Annotated in this window: 21 protein-coding genes; 10 read left to right on the plus strand and 11 right to left on the minus strand. The window is 72.3% G+C overall.

Annotated features, from left to right (window positions below):
- Positions 1 to 109: 109 nt before the first annotated feature.
- The 3 genes from AMK33_RS16520 to AMK33_RS16530 form a co-directional block, all read right to left on the minus strand.
- A complete protein-coding gene (locus tag AMK33_RS16520) occupies positions 110 to 1,054 on the minus strand; it encodes a DMT family transporter (protein WP_107425127.1) in 945 nt (314 codons plus the stop codon).
- Between the two features lie 66 nt (positions 1,055 to 1,120).
- Positions 1,121 to 1,831, minus strand: a complete 711-nt coding sequence (locus tag AMK33_RS16525) for an ArsR/SmtB family transcription factor (RefSeq protein ID WP_073933590.1) — start codon at positions 1,829 to 1,831, stop codon at positions 1,121 to 1,123.
- A gap of 194 nt (positions 1,832 to 2,025) precedes the next feature.
- A complete protein-coding gene (locus AMK33_RS16530) occupies positions 2,026 to 2,667 on the minus strand; it encodes a TetR/AcrR family transcriptional regulator (protein WP_073933591.1) in 642 nt (213 codons plus the stop codon).
- Positions 2,668 to 2,755: 88 nt separating this feature from the next.
- On the opposite strand from AMK33_RS16530, the gene AMK33_RS16535 reads away from it, so the two are divergent.
- The 3 genes from AMK33_RS16535 (at position 2,756) to AMK33_RS16545 (ending at position 4,971) form a co-directional block, all read left to right on the plus strand.
- A complete protein-coding gene (locus AMK33_RS16535) occupies positions 2,756 to 3,907 on the plus strand; it encodes an acyl-CoA dehydrogenase family protein (protein ID WP_073933592.1) in 1,152 nt (383 codons plus the stop codon).
- 60 nt (positions 3,908 to 3,967) lie between these two features.
- A complete protein-coding gene (locus tag AMK33_RS16540) occupies positions 3,968 to 4,255 on the plus strand; it encodes a YiaA/YiaB family inner membrane protein (protein ID WP_073933593.1) in 288 nt (95 codons plus the stop codon).
- 71 nt (positions 4,256 to 4,326) lie between these two features.
- Positions 4,327 to 4,971, plus strand: coding sequence for a TetR/AcrR family transcriptional regulator (locus AMK33_RS16545; RefSeq protein WP_073933594.1), 645 nt, complete (start codon positions 4,327 to 4,329; stop codon positions 4,969 to 4,971).
- Here the strand turns inward: AMK33_RS16545 and AMK33_RS16550 are convergent.
- A complete protein-coding gene (locus AMK33_RS16550) occupies positions 4,962 to 5,423 on the minus strand; it encodes a MaoC family dehydratase (protein ID WP_030867150.1) in 462 nt (153 codons plus the stop codon). The genes AMK33_RS16545 and AMK33_RS16550 overlap by 10 nt on opposite strands.
- A 131-nt stretch (positions 5,424 to 5,554) precedes the next feature.
- Between AMK33_RS16550 and soxR the strand changes: the two genes are divergently transcribed.
- Positions 5,555 to 6,019 carry a redox-sensitive transcriptional activator SoxR gene (gene soxR / locus AMK33_RS16555; protein WP_073933595.1) on the plus strand — a complete coding sequence of 155 codons (465 nt, stop codon included), beginning with the start codon at positions 5,555 to 5,557 and terminating at the stop codon, positions 6,017 to 6,019.
- Between the two features lie 190 nt (positions 6,020 to 6,209).
- Here the strand turns inward: soxR and AMK33_RS16560 are convergent, their stop codons facing one another.
- Both AMK33_RS16560 and AMK33_RS16565 read right to left on the minus strand, forming a co-directional pair.
- The gene (locus AMK33_RS16560; protein ID WP_073933596.1) at positions 6,210 to 6,812 is read right to left on the minus strand and encodes a hypothetical protein; all 603 of its coding nucleotides are present in this window, start codon (positions 6,810 to 6,812) and stop codon (positions 6,210 to 6,212) included.
- 357 nt (positions 6,813 to 7,169) lie between these two features.
- On the minus strand, positions 7,170 to 8,417 hold the full coding sequence (locus tag AMK33_RS16565; RefSeq protein WP_201263034.1) for an exo-beta-N-acetylmuramidase NamZ family protein: 1,248 nt from the start codon (positions 8,415 to 8,417) through the stop codon (positions 7,170 to 7,172).
- A gap of 168 nt (positions 8,418 to 8,585) precedes the next feature.
- Between AMK33_RS16565 and AMK33_RS16570 the strand changes: the two genes are divergently transcribed.
- Genes AMK33_RS16570 through AMK33_RS16580 form a run of 3 tightly spaced genes read left to right on the plus strand, consistent with a single transcriptional unit; the run spans position 8,586 to position 11,642 of the window.
- Complete coding sequence (locus tag AMK33_RS16570; RefSeq protein ID WP_073933598.1) at positions 8,586 to 9,359, plus strand: SDR family oxidoreductase; 774 nt, start codon at positions 8,586 to 8,588, stop codon at positions 9,357 to 9,359.
- Positions 9,356 to 11,020 (plus strand): class I adenylate-forming enzyme family protein, encoded by a 1,665-nt coding sequence (locus AMK33_RS16575; protein WP_073933865.1) that lies wholly within the window; start codon positions 9,356 to 9,358, stop codon positions 11,018 to 11,020. The genes AMK33_RS16570 and AMK33_RS16575 overlap by 4 nt, the downstream gene beginning before the upstream one ends.
- A 28-nt stretch (positions 11,021 to 11,048) precedes the next feature.
- Entirely contained in the window at positions 11,049 to 11,642 is a 594-nt protein-coding gene (locus AMK33_RS16580; RefSeq protein WP_073933599.1) for a TetR/AcrR family transcriptional regulator, read from the plus strand.
- 67 nt (positions 11,643 to 11,709) lie between these two features.
- Here AMK33_RS16580 and AMK33_RS16585 read toward each other — a convergent pair whose 3' ends face one another.
- Together AMK33_RS16585 and AMK33_RS16590 are read right to left on the minus strand one after the other, a co-directional pair.
- Positions 11,710 to 12,924, minus strand: a complete 1,215-nt coding sequence (locus tag AMK33_RS16585; protein ID WP_073933600.1) for an acyl-CoA dehydrogenase family protein — start codon at positions 12,922 to 12,924, stop codon at positions 11,710 to 11,712.
- A 6-nt stretch (positions 12,925 to 12,930) separates the two neighbouring features.
- A complete protein-coding gene (locus AMK33_RS16590; RefSeq protein ID WP_073933601.1) occupies positions 12,931 to 14,001 on the minus strand; it encodes a phosphotransferase family protein in 1,071 nt (356 codons plus the stop codon).
- 197 nt (positions 14,002 to 14,198) lie between these two features.
- On the opposite strand from AMK33_RS16590, the gene AMK33_RS16595 reads away from it, so the two are divergent.
- A complete protein-coding gene (locus AMK33_RS16595) occupies positions 14,199 to 15,128 on the plus strand; it encodes an NADP-dependent oxidoreductase (protein WP_073933602.1) in 930 nt (309 codons plus the stop codon).
- A gap of 136 nt (positions 15,129 to 15,264) precedes the next feature.
- Here AMK33_RS16595 and AMK33_RS16600 read toward each other — a convergent pair whose 3' ends face one another.
- The 3 genes from AMK33_RS16600 to AMK33_RS16610 all read right to left on the minus strand — a co-directional run bounded on the left by AMK33_RS16600 (position 15,265) and on the right by AMK33_RS16610 (position 16,594).
- Positions 15,265 to 15,594, minus strand: coding sequence for a DUF202 domain-containing protein (locus AMK33_RS16600; RefSeq protein WP_073933866.1), 330 nt, complete (start codon positions 15,592 to 15,594; stop codon positions 15,265 to 15,267).
- Positions 15,595 to 15,599: 5 nt separating this feature from the next.
- Positions 15,600 to 15,992, minus strand: coding sequence for a YidH family protein (locus tag AMK33_RS16605; protein ID WP_073933603.1), 393 nt, complete (start codon positions 15,990 to 15,992; stop codon positions 15,600 to 15,602).
- A gap of 62 nt (positions 15,993 to 16,054) precedes the next feature.
- The gene (locus tag AMK33_RS16610; protein WP_073933604.1) at positions 16,055 to 16,594 is read right to left on the minus strand and encodes an NUDIX hydrolase; all 540 of its coding nucleotides are present in this window, start codon (positions 16,592 to 16,594) and stop codon (positions 16,055 to 16,057) included.
- Positions 16,595 to 16,870: 276 nt separating this feature from the next.
- Here AMK33_RS16610 and AMK33_RS16615 point away from each other — a divergent pair, with 276 nt between their 5' ends.
- Together AMK33_RS16615 and AMK33_RS16620 are read left to right on the plus strand one after the other, a co-directional pair.
- Positions 16,871 to 17,821: a hypothetical protein gene (locus AMK33_RS16615; RefSeq protein WP_073933605.1), complete on the plus strand. Its 951-nt coding sequence runs from the start codon at positions 16,871 to 16,873 to the stop codon at positions 17,819 to 17,821.
- Between the two features lie 56 nt (positions 17,822 to 17,877).
- Positions 17,878 to 19,428, plus strand: a complete 1,551-nt coding sequence (locus tag AMK33_RS16620; RefSeq protein ID WP_073933606.1) for an APC family permease — start codon at positions 17,878 to 17,880, stop codon at positions 19,426 to 19,428.
- Positions 19,429 to 19,486: the final 58 nt, after the last annotated feature.

Genomic DNA, 19,486 nt, shown 5'->3' on the forward strand with positions numbered 1-19,486 from the left:
CTTCGCTTGAGCGGGAGGGCCCCCATGCGCGGGAGGGACCCCATCGCCCCCGCTCGGGTCGGTCACAAGGCGCCGTCACCTGAAGCCGGCCTGATCCGAACGACACCCCCTAGCGCGGCTCGCGGGCGGTCTCCTCCCGGGCGACCGGGACCGCGGCCGTCCGCGTCGCCGCCCTCGACCGGGACCGGGACACCGCCACACCCGCGAGGCACAGCGCGCCGCCCACCAGTGTGAGCGGGCCCGGTACCTCGCCGAGCGTCAGCCACGACATCAGCACGACCAGGGCGGGTACCGCGTACGTGGTCGCGCCCATCCGGCTCGCGGTCGTACGGGCCAGGGCGTAGGCCCAGGTGGTGAAGGCGAGGGCGGTCGGGAAGACGCCCAGGTAGACCATGTTGAGCGTGGCGGAGACCGGCGCGTCGGCGGCCTCCCGCACGAGCTGCCCGGCGAACGGCAGACAGGCCACCGCCCCCACCAGACACCCGTACGTCGTCACCTGAAGCGGGCTCGCCGCGCCCAGCGCCGGCTTCTGCGCGACCACCCCGGCCGCGTACGCCACGGCCGCCAGCAGGCACAGCACCACCCCGAGCACCGAGGACCCGCCCTCGCCGGACATCGACAGCCCCACGGTCACCGCGCCGGCGAACGACACGGCCATCCCCGCCAGCAGCCTCGGCGGCATCGAGTCCCCGAGCAGCCGGGCGCCGAGCAGGGCGATGAGGATCGGCCCGATGTTCACCACCAGCGCGGCCGTACCGGCGTCGACCTGCTGCTCACCCCAGTTGAGGGCCACCATGTAGAACCCGAACCAGAGCAGCCCCGATATCAGGATGCCCCGCCAGGCCGCCCGGGGCGGGAGCCCTTCCCGTCGCAGCAGACAGAACACGCCCAGCGTCAGCGCCCCGGCCAGCAGCCGGCCGAGCGCGAGCGCTCCCGGTGAGTACGCGGCTCCCGCGCTGCGGATGGACACGAAGGCGGAGGCCCACAGCACGACGGTGACACCGGCGGCGCAGGCCGCGAGCATCCGGTCGGAACGTGGGGTGGAGACGTGCATCATGCTCCCGAGGCTAGGAGGAGGTCAGGGTGGGACGCTCGCGGATTTCGGACGGTGGCCTGCCGGTCAGCGGAGGGCTTCCGCGTCGATCCCCAGCAGCTCGGACAGCGCGCGTTCGCCCGCCTCCGTCACCTTCACCGCCCGCTCGGAGCCGATGCGCACGCACCACCCCGTCTCCAGGGCATGCCGGCACAGGGCGGCGCCCGCCACTCCGGCGAGATGGGGGCGGCGTTCCGTCCAGTCCAGGCAGGCACGGGCCAGCGGGCGCCGTCCGCGGCGGTCCAGGCCGATGCCCGCCGCACCGAACCAGCGCAGCCCCGCGTCCGTGAGCGCGAACCCGGTCTCCTGGAGCAGCAGCCCCCGCGCGGTGAAGGCGTCCGTGACGGCGATGCCGAGCCGCCCGGCGAGATGGTCGTAGCAGGTGCGTCCGCGGGCCATGGCCGATCCGGCGCCCGCCTGCCGCAGTGTGCGCGGGCGTTCGGCGGCGCCCGGAGCCACCTGCGCGGCCAGGTCCTCCACCAGTTGCGCGACCCGCGCGTCGGCCAGCCGTACGTACCGGTGCCGCCCCTGCCGTTCCTCGGCCAGCAGTCCGCCCGTGACCAGCTTGCCCAGGTGCTCGCTCAGCGTGGACGCGGCGACCCCGGCGTGCCGGGCCAGCTCGCCCGCCGTCCAGGCCCGCCCGTCCAGCAGCGCCAGCAGACACGCGGCCCGCGTCTCGTCGGCGGCCAGCGCGGCGAGCCGCGCGAGACCGGCCGCCCGGGGATCCTTGGTGGTCATGCCCTCAGCATGCGGCACGGACGCTTCGGCCCTCACCGAAGCGTCCGGGCCCCGAAGGGGCGCGGGACCGTGCCGACGTGCGGCCACCGCCGCGTGGGCGCTACCGGTCACGACGGCGCCCTGAAGGGGCGCGGGGAACTGCGCGACCAGCCACGACGGCGCCGCGGACGATCACCGAACCCCCGGCGGAGCGCTCAGGCGCCAGCCCGCACCCGCTCGTACTGCAGCGCCAGCCCGTCCAGCAGCGCCGTCAGCCCCGCCTCGAAGGCCCGCTCGTCGATCTTCTCCTGCTGCTCGGCGAGGAGATGGGCCTGCCCGAGGTGCGGGTAGTCGGCGGGGTCGTAGGCGCTGGCGTCGTCCACGAAGCCGCCCGCGAACGAGCCGAGCGCGGAGCCCATGATGAAGTACCGCATCAGCGCGCCGATGGAGGTGGCCTGCGCGGGCGGCCAGCCGGCCTCGACCATCGCACCGTAGACCGCGTCGGCCAGCCGCAGCGCCGCCGGACGGCGGCCGGGACCGCGGGCCAGGACCGGGACGATGTTCGGGTGGTCGCGCAGCGCGGCCCGGTAGGAGACCGCCCAGTCGTGCAGCGCGGTCCGCCACTCCCGGCCGTCCTCGAACATCGACAGGTCGACCAGCGCGCTCACCGAGTCGGCGACCGCCTCCAGGATCTCGTCCTTGGTGCGGAAGTGGTTGTAGAGCGAGGGCCCGCTCACCCCCAGTTCCGCGGCGAGCCGGCGCGTGGAGACGGCCGCGAGGCCCTCCGCGTCCACCAGCGCACGGGCCGTACCGACGATCCGGTCGGTGCTCAGCAGGGGCTTGCGCGGTCGGGCCATGGCGCACATAGTAGGGCTGCGCCTGGAAACTAGCAGTGCTAATTTAAATGTGTACGTTTCACATGGATCTCACATGGGGTGACTCGGTATGAACCTGGAGCTCAGCGAGGAGCAGGAGGCCGTCCGCCGGCTCGCCCGGGACTTCGTGGAGCGCGAGGTCGTGCCCCACGCCACCGCCTGGGACCGCGCCGAGGAGGTCGACCGCGGCATCGTGAAGAAGCTCGGCGGGGTCGGCTTCCTCGGGCTGACGATCGACGAGGAGTACGGCGGCAGCGGCGGCGACCATCTCGCGTACTGCCTGGTCACCGAGGAGCTGGGCCGCGGCGACTCCTCCGTGCGCGGCATCGTCTCCGTCTCCCTCGGCCTGGTCGCCAAGACGATCGCCGCCTGGGGGAGCGAGGAGCAGAAGCGCGCCTGGCTGCCGGGACTCACCTCCGGGGAGTACGTCGGCTGCTTCGGCCTCACCGAGCCGGGTACGGGATCGGACGCCGGGAACCTGTCCACCCGGGCGGTCCGCGACGGCGACGACTACGTCATCGACGGCACCAAGATGTTCATCACCAACGGCACCTGGGCCGACGTCGTCCTGCTCTTCGCCCGCTCCACCGACGCCCCCGGCCACAAGGGCGTCTCCGCCTTCCTCGTCCCCGCCGACACTCCCGGCCTGACCCGCCGCGCCGTCCACGGCAAGCTCGGCCTGCGCGGCCAGGCCACCGCCGAGCTGGTCCTTCAGGACGTGCGCGTGCCCGCCTCCGCGATGCTGGCCCCCGAGGGCAAGGGCTTCTCGGTCGCCATGTCCGCCCTCGCCAAGGGCCGCATGTCGGTCGCGGCCGGCTGCGTCGGCATAGCGCAGGCCGCCCTGGACGCGGCCGTGCGGTACGCGGGGGAGCGGGAGCAGTTCGGGAAGGCCATCGCCCGTCACCAGCTCGTCCAGGAGCTGATCAGCGACATCGCCGTGGACGTCGACGCGGCCCGGCTGCTCACCTGGCGGGTCGCCGACCTGATCGACCGGGGGAAGCCCTTCGCCGTCGAGTCCTCCAAGGCCAAGCTCTTCGCCTCGGAGGCCGCCGTCCGCGCCGCCAACAACGCCCTGCAGGTCTTCGGCGGCTACGGTTACATCGACGAGTACCCGGCCGGCAAACTCCTGCGCGACGCCCGCGTGATGACCCTCTACGAGGGCACCAGCCAGATCCAGAAACTGGTCATCGGCCGCGCCCTGACCGGGGTTTCGGCCTTCTGAGTACGTGCCTGAGTAGCTGAGCGGATGTGGCCGCGGCCACATCCGCCGATCCTTTTCCCCATGAGCGACACACCGGTCAAGCAGCAGAGCACGGCCGCCTTCTACGGTCAGGCCGTCGCGTCCTTCGGAGTGGCCATGGGCGCCACCGCGGTCGGTATCTTCAACCTCGAGACCGACGCCTGGGTCCGCGCCTTCCTGGGCATCGCGGTCCTGTACCTCGTCACCTCCGCCTTCACCCTGGCCAAGGTCATCCGCGACCGCCAGGAGGCCGGGCAGATCGTCAACCGGGTCGACCAGGCCCGCCTGGAGAAGATGCTCTCCGAGTACGACCCGCTGCAGAAGCTGTGACGACGGGCGCGCTAAGCGAGCGCTCACCCTTGCCGGTATGGTGTTACCCCTGCCAGCGAATGAGGTGAGCGATGAGTACGGCGGAGGAGTCGGCCGGCGCCGAGGCGCAACCGTGGGGTGAGGTCACGCCCGACGCGGCCCGACGATTGCTGCTCGCCGCCGTGGAGGCGTTCGCGGAGCGCGGCTACCACGCCACGACGACCCGCGACATCGCGGGCCGTGCCGGGATGAGCCCGGCCGCGCTCTACATCCACTACAAGACCAAGGAAGAGCTGCTCCACCGCATCAGCAGGATCGGCCACCAGAAGGCCGTCGAGATCCTGCGCACGGCGGCCCGCGCCGAGGGCAGCCCCGGCGAGCGGCTCGCCGAAGCGGTCAGCTCCTTCGTCCGCTGGCACGCGGGCGGCCGGACCACCGCCAGGGTCGTGCAGTACGAACTCGACTCGCTCGGCCCCGACGCCCGCGCCGAGATCCTCGGACTGCGCCGGCAGGTCGACGCCGAGGTGCGCGGGATCATCGAGGAGGGCGTGCGCTCCGGCGAGTTCGACGTCATCGACGTACAAGGGACCACGCTCGCCGTGCTCTCCCTGTGCATCGACGTGGCCCGCTGGTTCAACGTCGACGGCCCCCGCACCCCCGAGGAGGTCGGCGCGCTCTACGCCGACCTCGTGCTCAGGATGGTCGGGGCCCGGGGAGCCGGCCCCGCTCAGAGGTAGTAGCGGGCCACCGACTCGGCCACGCACACCGGCTTGTCACCGCCCTCGCGCTCCACGGTGAACGCCGTGGCCACCTGGACGCCGCCCGGCACCTCGTCGACGGCGGTGATCGTCGCGGTGGCGCGCACCCGCGAGCCGACCGGGACCGGGGCGGGGAAGCGCACCTTGTTGGTGCCGTAGTTGACGCCCATCTTCACGCCCTCGACGGAGATCAGCTGCGGGCCGAACAGCGGCAGCAGCGACAGCGTCAGATAGCCGTGCGCGATGGTCGTCCCGAACGGTCCCGCCGCGGCCTTCTCCGGGTCGACGTGGATCCACTGGTGGTCCCCGGTGGCCTCGGCGAACAGGTCGATCCGCTTCTGGTCGACCTCCAGCCAGTCGGTGTACCCCAGCTGCTCGCCCACCGCCGCCTTCAGGTCGTCGACGGACGTGAAGATCCTCGGCTCTGCCATGTCCCGGCCTCTCGCGTCACGTAGTCGCAGCGCATCGGTGTGCGCATGCCTAAGCAACTGCTTAGCATGGTGTGCCGGGCGTTCCCTGTCAACGACAGCCGGCCGCCGGACGGGTGGGTAGGGTTCGGGGAGTGCCCCAGATACCCGAGAAGGTCCACGAACTCACGGTCGGCCAGCTTTCCGCCCGCAGCGGCGCCGCCGTCTCGGCCCTGCACTTCTACGAGACCAAGGGCCTGATCAGCAGCCGCCGCACCTCGGGCAACCAGCGCCGCTACAGCCGTGACACCCTGCGCCGGGTCGCCTTCATCCGCGCCGCCCAGCGCGTCGGCATCCCGCTCGCCACGATCCGCGAGGCGCTCGCCGAGCTGCCCGAGGAGCGCACGCCCACCCGGGACGACTGGGCGCACCTCTCCGAGGCGTGGCGCTCGGAGCTGGACGAACGCATCAAGCAGCTCAACCGCCTGCGCGACCACCTCACGGACTGCATCGGCTGCGGCTGCCTCTCCCTGGACAGCTGCGTCCTGTCCAACCCGGACGACGTCTTCGGCGACCACCTGACGGGCTCCCGCCTGCTCCCGGAGAAGGGCAGGCGATAAGCCCCCGTGACTGCGGGCGATCGTGCCTCCCCCAGTGCCTTAAGGGCCTGGGAGGTACCCCCAGGGCGGCACGGGTGGGCGCAGCGGCACCCTGCGAGCGCCGGTAAGCGAACCGTGCAGCCCACGTCCCCCGAAGTCAGGGGGTGCGGCATCCCCTGCGCACCCCCTCGCCCCGTTCGCTCCCTGCCTCTCAGGCCGACACCAGCAGCCTCGCCCGACGGGCGTCCGCCAGGGCCACCGGGGTGAGCACGGGCCGGGGCACCAGGATCCCGCAATCCGTGCAGACCGGCCCCGTCGACGGCTCGTGGTCCAGGTCGAAGCGCCACATGAGCCGTTCCCCCCGGCACACGGGGCAGCCCGTACCCGGCTCGCGCTCCAGCGCGGCTATCAGCCGCCGCAGCACCTCGGCCAGCGGCTCGCGCGGATGCACCCGCGGGTCGTCGCACCAGGCCACGCCGAAACCGCCCCAGGTCAGCCGGTGCCAGTCGTCCACACTGCCCGGCCTGCGCAGCCCGTCGTGCTTCTCCTTCCTGCGGCGGTCGGCGAACTCCACCTCATAGGCCAGCCAGACCGCCCGGGCCTCCTCCAGCTCGTCCAGTGCGGCCACGAGCCGCGCCGGGTCGACGGAGCGGTCCTCGGGATCGAACCCGGCCCGCGAGCACAGATGGTCCCAGGTCGCCCTGTGCCCGTAGGGAGCGAATCGCTCCAGGCACTTACGCAGCGAATAGCGCCGCAGTGCCAGATCGCACCGCGGATCTCGGACCTGTCTCGCCAGACTCCGGAAACCGGCCATCGTCCTGCACCTCCGTCACACCTGCACCTGTAATCCGGTCACTTCGGCGTCGTCGAACGGACGTCGCCGAATAGACGTATCGACACGCGAATCGGCTCCATCCTTTTTTCGATGGCCCCCATCAGCCGGCCGCGGGGACTCACGGGCCAACTCCCGTGATCCCTGCTTCAGTTGTGGTCGTTCACGGGGATACCGGCGGTAACCCGCTCCGTGCCCTCCCCGCGGGGGAGCGGCCACTCCTCGTCAGCCTGAGAACTCCCGGGAGCTTCCACGGGTTCCTGAAGACCCCGCCGATATGCACACCCGGCGCAAAACGGCGGCGGGCCGCCGCCCGCCGCCGTCCCGTACCGCCCGCTCTCAGCGGTACAGCAGGTACTCCCGCCGCATCCTCCGGAACCCCGCCAGCTCCTCCTGCCAGCCGGCCACCACCTCGTCCGTGTCCGCGCCCGCGTCGATCATGGTGCGCACGCGCGTGGAGCCGGTGAGCTTGTCGATCCAGTGGTCCGGGCGCCAGGCGAAGCCGCTCCACGACCGCTTGGCGGTGATCAGCAGTCCGATCCCGGTCCGCACCGGATCGAACGCCTCCCGGTCGTGCACATGCACCTGGACGCCCCCGACGGTCTTCCCCTGGAACTTGGAGAACACCGGCGCGAAGTACGCCTCCCGGAAGCGGACGCCCGCGAGCCCCAGCGCGTTCGCCGCCTCCGCCCAGCGCCCGTCGATCCCCTCCGCGCCCAGCAGCTCGAACGGCCGGGTGGTCCCGCGCCCCTCCGACAGGTTCGTCCCCTCGAACAGACACGTCCCCGAGTACACCAGCGCCGTCTCGGGCGTCGGCATGTTCGGGCTCGGCGGCACCCACGGCAGCTCGGAGGCGTCGTAGAAGTCCGACCGCCGCCAGCCCGACATCCGTACGGTCTCCAGCGGCACCGGCGCCGTCAGGAACTCCCCGTTGAACAGCAGCGCCAGCTCCGCCACCGTCATCCCGTGCGCCTGCGAGATCGGCTGCCGCCCGACGAACGTCGCGAACTCCTCGTGCAGCACCGGGCCCAGCGCGGCCCGCCCGGTCGCCGGGTTCGGCCGGTCCAGTACGACGAACCGCTTGCCCGCGAGCGCGGCCGCCTCCATGCAGTCGAACAGTGTCCAGATGTACGTGTAGAACCGCGCGCCGACGTCCTGGATGTCGAAGACGACCGTGTCCACGCCGGACGCCGTGAAGACGTCGGCGAGCGCCTGACCGCTCTTCAGATACGTGTCGTAGACCGGCAGGCCGGTCGCCGGGTCGTCGTGGCGGCCCTCCGAGCCGCCCGCCTGGGCGGTGCCCCGGAAGCCGTGCTCGGGTCCGAAGACGGCGGTCAGGTCCACCCGGTCGTCGGCGTGCATCACGTCGACGATGTGCCGCGCGTCCCGGGTGATGCCCGTCGGGTTGGTGACCACGCCCACGCGCCGGCCGTCGAGCAGCCCGTAGCCGTCCGCGGCGAGCCGTTCGAACCCGGTGTGCAGCCCCCGGCCGCCCCCGCGCCCGGGCCCGGAGGCGGCGGCCGGTGCGGCGGAGGCCGCGACCGCGGCCGTGGTGGTGGCGAGCAGGCTCCGTCTGGACAGCTTCATGCGGTGACCTCCGTGATCGTGGCGGGTGTCATGCGCACGCACGCTAGCGCGCCCGACCGCCCTGGGGAACGAACCGGACCGGCCCCGCGCGGAACACCCCTTCCACCTGACATACCGACCGGTTAGTCTGACGCCGGTAGCCGCTGGGAGCCGCGTCGAAGGAGACCGATGGTGCAAGCCGTGCAGGGTGCGAAGGTGGTCGTCACGGGAGCCGGGGGCGGCATCGGGGCGGCGCTCGCCCGCCGCTTCGCCGCTCAGGGAGCGAGGGTCGTCGTCAACGACCTGGACGCCGACCGCGCGAAGGCCGTAGCCGAGGAGATCGGGGGCCTGGCCGTCCCTGGCGACGCCTCCTCGATCGTCGCCGAGGCCCGCGACGCGCTCGGCGGGACGGTCGACGTGTACTGCGCCAACGCGGGCGTCGGCCGCGACGGCGGGGAGCCCGGCGAGCCGCTCGACGAGCAGGGCTGGGCGCTCTCCTGGGACGTCAACGTCATGGCGCACGTCCGCGCGGCCCACGCGCTGCTCCCGGACTGGCTGGAGCGCGGCGGCGGCCGCTTCGTCTCCACCGTCTCCGCCGCCGGACTGCTCACCATGATCGGCACCGCCCCCTACAGCGTCACCAAGCACGGCGCCTACGCCTTCGCCGAGTGGCTGTCACTGACGTACCGCCACCGCGGGGTGAAGGTCCACGCGATCTGCCCGCAGGGCGTGCGCACCGACATGCTCGACGCCAGCGGCAGCGCGGGCGACCTCGTCCTCAAGCCGACGGCGATCGAACCGGAGGACGTGGCCGACGCCCTCTTCCGGGGCATCGAGGAGGACCGCTTCCTGATCCTGCCGCACCCCGAGGTCGCCGAGTACTACCAGGCCCGTGCCGCCGAGCCGGACCGCTGGCTGGCCGGCATGAACCGCCTCCAGCAGCAGTGGGAGGCGAACCGGTGACCGTCTCCCGCTACGCCGCCAAGCCCTGGCTGGCCCTCCTCACCGACGCCCAGCGCGCCCCCCTCGACCCCGCCGGCTCCCTGGTGCACGCCCTGCGCCGCGCGGTGTCCGAGACCCCCGACCGCGTCTTCCTCGCCTACTTCGACGGCCGCCTCACCTACCGCGAGGCCGACGAGCTCAGCGACTCCGTCGCCGGCCACCTCGCCGCACGCGGCCTGGAGCGCGGCGAGCGGGTGGCGATCCTGCTGCAGAACTCCCCGCTCTTCGTCCTCGCCCTGCTGGGCGCCTGGAAGGCGGGCGCGGTCGTCGTGCCCGTCAACCCGATGTACAAGTCGGGCGAGGTGACGCACGTCCTGCGGGACGCCGACGTGGCCGCGCTGATCTGCTCCGACCGGGCCTGGGAGTCGTACCTGCGCGACACGGCCGCCGACTCGCCCGTGCGGATCGTGCTCACCGGCTGCGAACTGGACTTCCAGACCCGCGGCGACACACGCGTGCTCGCCTTCGAACGGCTCCCGCAGCCCCCGGACGCCGACGACCTCACCACCGTCGCCCGCCGGGGCCGGCCGGCCCCGGAGAACCGCGCCCCCGCCCCCGGCGACACCGCGCTGATCAGCTACACCTCGGGCACCAGCGGCACCCCCAAGGGCGCCACCAACACGCACCGCAACATCATGTACAACGCCGAGCGGCAGCGCACGGGGCTCGGCCTGCCCGAGGCGCCCGTCTACTTCGCCCTCGCGCCCCTGTTCCACATCACCGGCATGGTCTGCCAGCTCGGCGCCTGCCTCAACAGCGCGGGCACCCTCGTCCTGGCGTACCGCTTCGAGCCGGGCGTCGTCCTGGACGCCTTCGCCGAGCACCGGCCGCACTACACCGTCGGCCCGTCCACCGCCTTCATGGCGCTGGCCGCCCACCCCGACGTCAGCCGCGACCACTTCTCCTCCTTCCGGGTGATCTCCTCCGGCGGTGCCCCGCTGCCGCCCGCCCTGGTGGAGAAGTTCCGGGCCGGCTTCGGGCCGTACATCCGCAACGGCTACGGACTGACCGAGTGCACCGCCCCCTGCGCCTCCGTCCCGCCGCACCTGGAGGCGCCCGTCGACGAGGCCTCCGGCACGCTGGCCGTCGGCGTGCCGGGCCCCGACACCGTCGTACGGATCGTCGACGACCGGGGCGAGGAGGTGCCCTTCGGCGAGCAGGGCGAGATCGTCGTGCGCGGACCGCAGGTCGTGCCCGGCTACTGGCAGCGGCCCGACGCCACCGCCGAGACCTTCCCCGACGGCGAGCTGCGCACCGGCGACATCGGCTTCATGGACCCCGAGGGCTGGCTGTACGTCGTCGACCGCAAGAAGGACATGATCAACGCGTCCGGCTTCAAGGTGTGGCCGCGCGAGGTCGAGGACGTGCTCTACACCCATCCGGCGGTGCGCGAGGCCGCCGTCGTCGGGGTGCCCGACGGATACCGCGGGGAGACCGTCAAGGCCTTCATCAGCCTGCGCCCCGGCGCGGAGGCGGACCCGGCCGCGCTCGCCGCGTACTGCAAGGAGAAACTGGCCGCCTACAAGTATCCGCGCCAGGTGGAGATCCTGCCGGACTTGCCGAAGACGGCCAGTGGGAAGATCCTCCGGCGGGAACTGCGTTCCCTGACCCACGACAACTAGCAGCGACACGGAAAGGCGGGTGGCGGCAGTGCCCAGGACGACGGACGGTGACGGGGCTCCTGTGCCGCAGCGGCTCCTGGCCGCCGCCACCCGGCTCTTCGCCGAGCGGGGCTACGACCGCACCTCGGTGCAGGAGATCGTCGAGGCGGCCGGCGTCACCAAGGGGGCGCTCTACCACTACTTCGGCTCCAAGGACGACCTGCTGCACGAGGTGTACGCGCGCGTGCTGCGCCTCCAGCAGGAACGCCTGGACCACTTCGCGGACGCCGACGAGCCGATCGAGAAGCGGCTGCGCGGCGCGGCGGCGGACGTCGTCGTCACCACGATCGAGAACCTCGACGACGCGTCGATCTTCTTCCGCTCCATGCACCACCTCAGCCCGGAGAAGAACAAGCAGGTGCGCGCCGAGCGCCGCCGCTACCACGAACGCTTCCGCGCGCTGATCGAGGAGGGCCAGCGCGAGGGCGTCTTCTCCACGGCGACCCCGGCCGACCTGGTGGTCGACTACCACTTCGGTTCCGTGCACCACCTGTCGACCTGGTACCGCCCCGACGGCCCGCTCAGCCCCCAGGAGGTCGCCGACCACCTGGCGGACCTGCTGCTGCGGGCCCTGCGCCGCTGAGACACCCCGTCTCCCCACGGCCTGTGGCCCGCCGACGCCGGCGGGCCACAGGCCGTTCCGGGCTGGGCTACAGGTACTTCTTCAGCTCCCGGCGCGCCAGCGACCGCTGGTGCACCTCGTCCGGGCCGTCGGCGATCATCAGCGTGCGGGCCCCGGCGTACAGCTCGGCCAGCGGGAAGTCCTGGCTGACCCCGCCCGCGCCGTAGAGCTGGATCGCCCGGTCGAGGATGCCGACGACCGTGCGCGGGGTGGCGATCTTGATGGCCTGGATCTCCGTGTGGGCGCCCCGGTTGCCGACGGTGTCCATCATCCAGGCCGTCTTCAGCACCAGCAGCCGAAGCTGCTCGACCGCCACGCGCGCGTCGGCGATCCAGTTCTGCACCACGCCCTGCTGCGCCAGCGCCTTGCCGAACGCGTCCCGCGACACCGCGCGGCGGCACATCAGCTCGATGGCCCGCTCGGCCATGCCGATCAGCCGCATGCAGTGGTGGATCCGGCCGGGACCGAGCCGGGCCTGCGCGATGGCGAAGCCGCCGCCCTCCTCACCGATCAGGTTCGACACCGGCACGCGCGCGTGGTCGAAGACCACCTCGGCGTGCCCGCCGTGGTAGTGGTCCTCGTAACCGAACACCTGCATCGCGCGGGTGACGGTGACGCCCGGCGTGTCGCGCGGGACGAGCACCATGGACTGCTGCCGGCGGATGTCCGCCCCGTCCGGGTCGGTCTTGCCCATCACGATGAAGATCGAGCAGTCCGGGTGCATCGCCCCGGAGATGTACCACTTGCGGCCGGTGATGACGTACTCGTCGCCGTCCCGCTCGATGTGCGTGGTGATGTTGGTGGCGTCCGAGGAGGCCACCTCCGGCTCGGTCATCGCGAACGCCGAGCGGATCTCACCGGCCAGCAGCGGCTGGAGCCACTGCTTCTTCTGCGCCTCGTCGCCGAACTGCGCCAGCACCTCCATGTTCCCGGTGTCGGGCGCCGCGCAGTTGGTGACCGTCGGCGCGATCTGCGGGGAGCGGCCCATGATCTCGGCGAGCGGCGCGTACTGGAGATTGGTGAGCCCGGCACCGTGCTCGGAGTCGGGCAGGAACAGGTTCCACAGCCCCTGCCGACGGGCCTCGGCCTTCAGCTCCTCCACCACGGGGACGTTCTCCCACGGCGAGTCCAGCCCGGCACGCTGCTCGTGGGCGACCGCTTCGGCCGGGTAGACGTACTCGTCCATGAAGGCGAGCAGCCTGGCGCGCAGCTCCTCGGTGCGCGCGTCGAACGCGAAGTCCATGGTTCGTCAGCCTTCCTGAAGAGTGGTCAGACCGTGCCGGATGAAGACCGGGACCAGATCACCGATGCGGTCGAAGCCGCGCCCGACCGTCTGGCCCAGGGTGTAGCGGTAGTGGATGCCCTCCAGGATCACGGCGAGCTTGAACCAGGCGAACGCCGTGTACCAGGACACCGCGGAGACATCGCGCCCCGACCGCGCGGCGTACCGCTCGATCAGCTCGGCCGGCGTGGGGTGCCCGGGCGCCTCGGCGGTAGTGGAGACGGGGGAGTCCGGCATGCCCAGCGGCATGCTGTACATCACCAGCAGCCCCAGGTCCGTCAGCGGATCGCCGAGCGTGGACATCTCCCAGTCGAGGACGGCCTTGATCCGGTCGGCGCCCTTTTCAGGCTCGGTTCGCCTCCCGGGCGCTTCAGCCTCACTCGCCGGGCCGATCAGCACATTGTCGAGGCGGTAGTCGCCGTGCACCACGGCCGGCGCGGGGGAGACGGGCAGCTCGCGCCCGAGCGCCGCGTGCAGCTCGTCGATCCCGGCCAGCTCCCGGTTGCGGGAGGCGTCAAGCTGCTTGCCCCAGCGCCGTAGCTGCCGGTCCAGGAAGCCCTCGGGCCGGCCGAAGCCCGCCAGGCCCACCTCGCCGGGATCGACGGCGTGCAGCTCGACGAGCGTGTCGATCAGGTTCAGCACGGCGTCCCGGGTGCGCTCGGCGCCGAGCGGGGCGAGCTGGCCGGCCGTCCGGTACGGGGTGCCCTCGACGAAGTCCATGACGTAGAACGGCGCCCCGAGCACCTCCTCGTCCTCGCACAGCAGCACGGTGCGCGGCACCGGCACGGGGGTCGGGTGCAGCGCGCTGATCACCCGGTGCTCGCGCTTCATGTCGTGCGCGGTGGCCAGCACATGGCCGAGCGGGGGACGCCGTACGACCCACTTCGAGGCCCCATCGGAGACCGCGTACGTGAGGTTCGACCTGCCGCCCTCGATCAGTCGGCCGGTGAGCGGGCCGTTCACCAGGCCGGGCCGCTCCCGTTCGAGCAGGCCGCGCAGCCGGTCGAGATCGAGTCCGGGCGGGTGGTCGGGGCTCATCGTCGCTCCTACGGGCAGGAAACAGTACCCGCCTTATGATGCCGACCGGTCGGTATGTCGTCCAGAGCGGCGACCGAACGTGATCGGGGCCACGATAGGCGCTCGTCGCGCCCGCCCCCCGTCCGGCCGCCACGCGAATGGCGTATATCAGGCCATTCGGCTTGCACGGCGCACGCGGACACCAGAAGGTCGGACCCATGAAGGCGATCAGCTACTCACGGTACGGCGGCCCCGAAGTGCTCGGACTCGGGGAGGTCGACGACCCCAGGGTCGGCCCCGACTCGGTACTGGTGAAGGTGCGGGCGGCGGCCGTCAACCCGGTCGACTGGAAGTGCCGCGAGGGCTATCTCGACTCGGTCCTCCAGCCGGTGTTCCCGGTCATCCCCGGCTGGGACGTCTCGGGCGTGGTGGTCCAGCCAGGTCCCGCCGTACCGGAGTTCGCCGTCGGCGACGAGGTCATCGGCTACGTGCGCGAGGACGTCCTCTCGCGTGGCACCTTCGCCGAGTACGTGGCCGCCCCGGCGCGCACCCTCGCGCGCAAGCCGCGCGCCCTGTCCTTCGAGCAGGCGGCCGGAATCCCCCTCGCGGGGCTCACCGCGTACCAGGTGCTGCACCGCGTCCTCGAGGTCAAGCGGGGCGAGACCGTCCTGGTGCACGCCGCGGCCGGCGGCGTCGGATCCATCGCCGTCCAGCTCGCCGCCCACCTCGGCGCCCGGGTCATCGGTACGGCGAGCGAGCGCAACCACGACTTCGTACGCGGACTGGGCGGGGAGCCGGTGAGCCATGGCGAGGGCCTGGCCGAACGGGTACGGGGACTGGCGCCCGAGGGCGTGGACGCGGTGTTCGACTCGGTGGGCGGCGACGCCCTCAAGGCCTCCGCGAACCTGCTGGCCCCCGAGGGCCGCCTGGCCTCGATCACCGACCCCGAGGTGGTGGGTTACGGCGGCCGCTACTGGTTCGTCCGCCCCGACGCCCAGGACCTCCAGCACCTCTCCGACCTGGCAGACCAGGGCACGATCACCATCCACGTCTCGAAAACCTTCCCCCTGGACCAGGCAGCGGCCGCCCACCGCCTGAACCAGGAGGGCCGCACCCGGGGCAAGATCGTAGTAACGGTGAGCGAATAGCGTCGCCCGGCATCGAACAGCCCGTCCGGCGTTCGAGGACGAGGCCCGTCCGGGGCCGAAGGGGGTCCGGGGCGCAGCCCCAGGGACGGGAAGGGAAGGGGCGGCGGGGGCGAAAACCCTCCGGTCCCCACCCACCTCACCCCGACCCGACAAGCACCGCCCCACACCCGGCCATGGCCACCGTACAGACCACCGCGACCGCCGCATACGGCGAAACAAGCGCCCCCGGCTCACTCACAGCCGCCAGCCCCCGGATCCGCCGATGGGCGATCCATAGAAACCCCACCCAGCAACCACAACACAACACGCACGCGACAACCCCGGCCACGGACACCCCACCCCCCAGCGCCGTCTTCACGGCCAGCACCGCCGCGACCGTCGCCGACAAAGTCGTCCGCCGCCACGCGAGCCGCGTCCGCTCGGGCTGCAGCCCCGGATCCCGCTCCGCGCCCCGACCCGCCGCCACCCCGCTCACCCGTCCCACCCGAAGAGCACGACGGCGACCATCGCCCCGGCCACCACCGCCACCACAAGACTCAGCAGCGCCGGGAACCGCGACACCGGCAGATCCTCCCCCCGCCGCATCGCCCGCTCGCACCGCACCCAGTGATTGACCGCCCGCAACGCGCACAAGACCCCCGCGGCCAGCAGCGCCAGCGCCAGCCCGACCCGCCACCCCCACCGCAGGTCCGGCAGGAACTGGTCCACGGCGAACCCGCCCCCGATCAACGCGAGCGCGGTGCGCAGCCAGGCGAGGAACGTCCGCTCGTTCGCCAGTGAGAACCGGTAGTCGGGCGTGTCTCCCTCCCGCCGCACCTCGCCGGGCGCGAACCACAACCGAACGTTCCGCACAAAGTCGATCACGCCGCGACCCTACCGGGGCCACCCGCACCGGGCCGACGGCCGGTACGAAGACGAACACATACTCAGCCCTCCACCCGCCCCGACCGCTCCACCCGCCCCGACCGGTACGCCTTGAGCCGCTGATACGCCACCAGCCCGTCCGGAGCCCACTCCCACTCCCCGAGCCGCCGCTCCAGCTCCGCCTCCGGCAGGAAGTCCCCCCAGGCCACCTCCTCCGGCTGCGGCCGTACGGGCCGGTCGCAGCGCACCTCGTACACCGCCGACCACCAGCTCCGGCCCGCCCCGTCGTCGTACAGGAACGTGAAGACGTACTCGGGGCGCGGCAGCCCGCTCACGCCCAGCTCCTCCTCGGCCTCCCGCAGTGCCGCCTCGTCGTAGCTCTCGCCCGCGCCGACGACCCCGCCGACGAACATGTCGTACAGGGAGGGGAAGACCTGCTTGGTCGCGGTGCGGCGGTGGACGAAGATCCGCCCCTCGGCGTCCCGGGCGAGGATGAAGGCGCAGCGGTGGCGCAGCCCCCGCGCGTAGGCCTCCCCGCGCGGGGACCGCCCGACCACCCGGTCGTTCTCGTCGACGATGTCGATGATCTCCTCAGCACTCATACGACCATCCAAGCAGCGGCCGGCCCTCGCCCGACGAGGACCCGACGAGGACCCGACCGCTCACCCACCCGAGCGGCCTTCCGGCCCGGACGCCACAAGTAGCCCGTTCGTGACCGCAGTTGACGCGAGTAACACCCGGTACGCCCTTGACGTGATCCGTTCGCTGACGGTTTGCTGTCTGTGATCAGCTCATGGCAATCGGCAGCCGACCACTGCCACACCGACCACCCGCCGTGAGCCGGCGACCACAAGAAGAGCGCGTGAGGAAGTCCCGCGGTGCCCCCACCCCCGCCTCCCCTCGGCCGTGCCCGCAGACGGGCGGCACAGGCATTCGACGAGGCCCTCGACGACGCCGAACTCGTCGCCGCGCGGACCGCGCTGGCACAGGGCCGATGGCAGGACACCCGCTCGCTGCTGGTCCGTACGGGGGAGGACTGGGACCGCCGGGGCCACCGCGTCACGGTGCTCGCCCGGGAGTCGTCCAGCGCCGCCTGGGCCCGTGAGTGGCTGCTCGCCGAACCCGACTCCGGTGACGCGTCCGTGCTGCTCGCCCTGGCCCAGGTGCGGCGCGCGCTGCGCGGCAAGGAGAAACCGGCCCGTGCCCGCGAGGTCTGCCACCGGGCGGCGGAGCTGGTGCCCGCCGACCCCACCCCCTGGCTCGGACTGCTCCTGCTGGAGTGCGCCCAGGGGGCCGAGGGGGACGTGGTCCGGCTCTTCGAGCAGATCCGCACCCGGTACGCGGACCACCACCACGCCCACCACCTGGTGGTCGCCTGGCTCGCCGAGCGCCGCGTGGAGGCGGGCCCGGACCCGCTGCACGAGGTGTACGACTTCGCCAACTGGGCCGCGGAACAGGCACCCGCCGACTCCCCGCTGGCGATCCTGCCGGTCATCGCGCACGCCGAGCGCTACCGCACCCTGGCCGCCGCCGGACACGAACCCGCCGACCCGGTCGCCTCCGGCCACTGGGTCGGCCGCCGCGCCCGGCAGGTGATGAAGGCCGCCTTCGACTGGTGGCTGGAGTGGGAGCACGAAGGCCACCCGCGCCGCCTGATCGACCTCAACTTCCTCGCCCACGCCAAGGTCTGCGAGGGCCGGGGCGCCGAGGCCGCCGCCCTCTTCCACCGCATCGGAGACCACGCCACACCCACCCCTTGGTCGTACCCCGACCGTGACGCCCTGACCGCCTTCCGCACCGCCCGTGCCGCAGCCCTGGGCACGGCCTGACCCCAGCCCCCCGCATCCGCCCGCCGCAACCACAACCGACCAAGGACGGTCTCGAGATGACGACGGACAGTTCGAGCACTTCGAGCAGGAGCAGAGCGACAGCCGACGGCATCAGTACCTTCAAGGGGCAGGAGCGCGCCCTGCGCGCCGACCGCCTCGGCACGGGGGGCCTGCTGCTCTCCGTCCTCGCCGCGACCGCCCCCCTCATGGTGGTCGCCGGTGTCATGCCCACCACATTCGCGGTGATGGGCATCGTCGGCCAGCCGCTGCTCTTCGTGATCCTCGGCGTCGTACTGGTCCTCTTCAGCCTCGGCTACGCCGAGATGAGCCGGCACGTCCACAACGCCGGCGCCTTCTACGCCTACATCTCCCGCGGCCTCGGCGGCACCGCCGGAGCGGGCGCAGCCCTGGTAGCGCTCGTCGCCTACAACGCCCTCCAGGTCGGCATCTACGGCATCTTCGGCTTCGAGGTCTCCGGCCTCTTCGCCACCTACGCCGACCTCGAGGTCGCCTGGTGGATACCGGCGCTCGTGGCCGTCCTCGCCGTCGGCGCGCTGGGCTGGCTGAAGATCGACGTCAACGCGCGCGTGCTCGGCGTGCTGCTGGTCATCGAGGTGCTGCTGGTCGTCGTCTTCGACATCGCCGCCGTCGCCGACCCCGGCAAGGAGGGCCTGTCGCTGCACGCCTTCAACCCGGACACGCTCAGCGGCGCCGGCGTCGGCACCGCCCTGTGCTTCTGCATCGCCGCCTTCCTCGGCTTCGAACAGGCCCCCGTCTACGCCGAGGAGACCAGCAGGCCGCACGTCCTCGTACCGCGCGTGATGTTCCTCGCGGTCACCGGCGTCGCCGTCTTCTTCGCCCTCAGCAGCTGGGCGCTCACCGTCGCCACCGGCCCCGCCGGGATCGTCGGCGCCTCCCAGGAGCAGAGCGCCGGCCTGCTGTTCTTCCTCACCGAGGACCGCCTGGGCGGAACCTTCACCGACGTCCTGCACATCCTCTTCGTGACCGGCATGTTCGCGGCCATGCTCAGCTTCCACAACGTCGTCGCCCGGTACGCCTTCGCCATGGGCCGCGAGGGCCTGCTGCCCGCCGCCTTCGGCCGCACCACCGGCACCAGCGGCGCCCCCGGCACCGGCTCCCTGCTCCAGACCGTCATCGCCGCCGTGCTGGTCCTCGCCTTCGCGCTCACCGACGACAAGCCGACCGGCGACCCGACCGCTCCGGTCCTGCACCTGTTCACCTGGGGCGGCAACATCGGAGCCCTCGGCGTGATCGTGCTGATGGCGATCGCCTCCCTGTCCGTCGTCGTCTTCTTCGTCCGCCGCGGTGCCGCGGGCGCGCAGAGCTGGCGGCTGGTCACCTCCGCGCTGGCGGGCATCGCCCTGGTCGTCATCGCCGGCTACACGGTCAAGGACTTCGACGTACTGGTCGGCGCGGGACCCGACTCCTCGCTGAGCTGGATCCTGCCCGGCATCATCGGGCTCGCCCTGGTCGTCGGCCTGGTCCAGGGCGCCGTCCTGCGCGCCCGCGCCCCCGAGAGGCACGCCCGCATCGGGCTCGGCAACGAGGCGTTCCAGCTCGAGAAGGAGGCCGAGCGCACCTCGTAGAGGAGCCGCTTACGAAAGTCTGACGGGCACCCGCGCTCCCTGGTCCGACGGGGACGCG

It is taken from the genome of Streptomyces sp. CB02400 (assembly GCF_001905725.1).
In the GTDB taxonomy this organism is placed as follows: domain Bacteria; phylum Actinomycetota; class Actinomycetes; order Streptomycetales; family Streptomycetaceae; genus Streptomyces; species Streptomyces atrovirens.

What these genes read in the sequence shown, in the direction of transcription:
- AMK33_RS16520 (WP_107425127.1), bottom strand. Translation starts at nt 1,054, where the DNA reads ATGCACGTCTCCACCCCACGTTCCGACCGGATGCTCGCGGCCTGCGCC.
- AMK33_RS16525 (WP_073933590.1), bottom strand. Translation starts at nt 1,831, where the DNA reads ATGACCACCAAGGATCCCCGGGCGGCCGGTCTCGCGCGGCTCGCCGCG.
- AMK33_RS16530 (WP_073933591.1), bottom strand. Translation starts at nt 2,667, where the DNA reads ATGGCCCGACCGCGCAAGCCCCTGCTGAGCACCGACCGGATCGTCGGT.
- AMK33_RS16535 (WP_073933592.1), top strand. Translation starts at nt 2,756, where the DNA reads ATGAACCTGGAGCTCAGCGAGGAGCAGGAGGCCGTCCGCCGGCTCGCC.
- AMK33_RS16540 (WP_073933593.1), top strand. Translation starts at nt 3,968, where the DNA reads ATGAGCGACACACCGGTCAAGCAGCAGAGCACGGCCGCCTTCTACGGT.
- AMK33_RS16545 (WP_073933594.1), top strand. Translation starts at nt 4,327, where the DNA reads ATGAGTACGGCGGAGGAGTCGGCCGGCGCCGAGGCGCAACCGTGGGGT.
- AMK33_RS16550 (WP_030867150.1), bottom strand. Translation starts at nt 5,423, where the DNA reads ATGGCAGAGCCGAGGATCTTCACGTCCGTCGACGACCTGAAGGCGGCG.
- AMK33_RS16560 (WP_073933596.1), bottom strand. Translation starts at nt 6,812, where the DNA reads ATGGCCGGTTTCCGGAGTCTGGCGAGACAGGTCCGAGATCCGCGGTGC.
- AMK33_RS16565 (WP_201263034.1), bottom strand. Translation starts at nt 8,417, where the DNA reads ATGAAGCTGTCCAGACGGAGCCTGCTCGCCACCACCACGGCCGCGGTC.
- AMK33_RS16570 (WP_073933598.1), top strand. Translation starts at nt 8,586, where the DNA reads ATGGTGCAAGCCGTGCAGGGTGCGAAGGTGGTCGTCACGGGAGCCGGG.
- AMK33_RS16585 (WP_073933600.1), bottom strand. Translation starts at nt 12,924, where the DNA reads ATGGACTTCGCGTTCGACGCGCGCACCGAGGAGCTGCGCGCCAGGCTG.
- AMK33_RS16590 (WP_073933601.1), bottom strand. Translation starts at nt 14,001, where the DNA reads ATGAGCCCCGACCACCCGCCCGGACTCGATCTCGACCGGCTGCGCGGC.
- AMK33_RS16595 (WP_073933602.1), top strand. Translation starts at nt 14,199, where the DNA reads ATGAAGGCGATCAGCTACTCACGGTACGGCGGCCCCGAAGTGCTCGGA.
- AMK33_RS16610 (WP_073933604.1), bottom strand. Translation starts at nt 16,594, where the DNA reads ATGAGTGCTGAGGAGATCATCGACATCGTCGACGAGAACGACCGGGTG.
- AMK33_RS16620 (WP_073933606.1), top strand. Translation starts at nt 17,878, where the DNA reads ATGACGACGGACAGTTCGAGCACTTCGAGCAGGAGCAGAGCGACAGCC.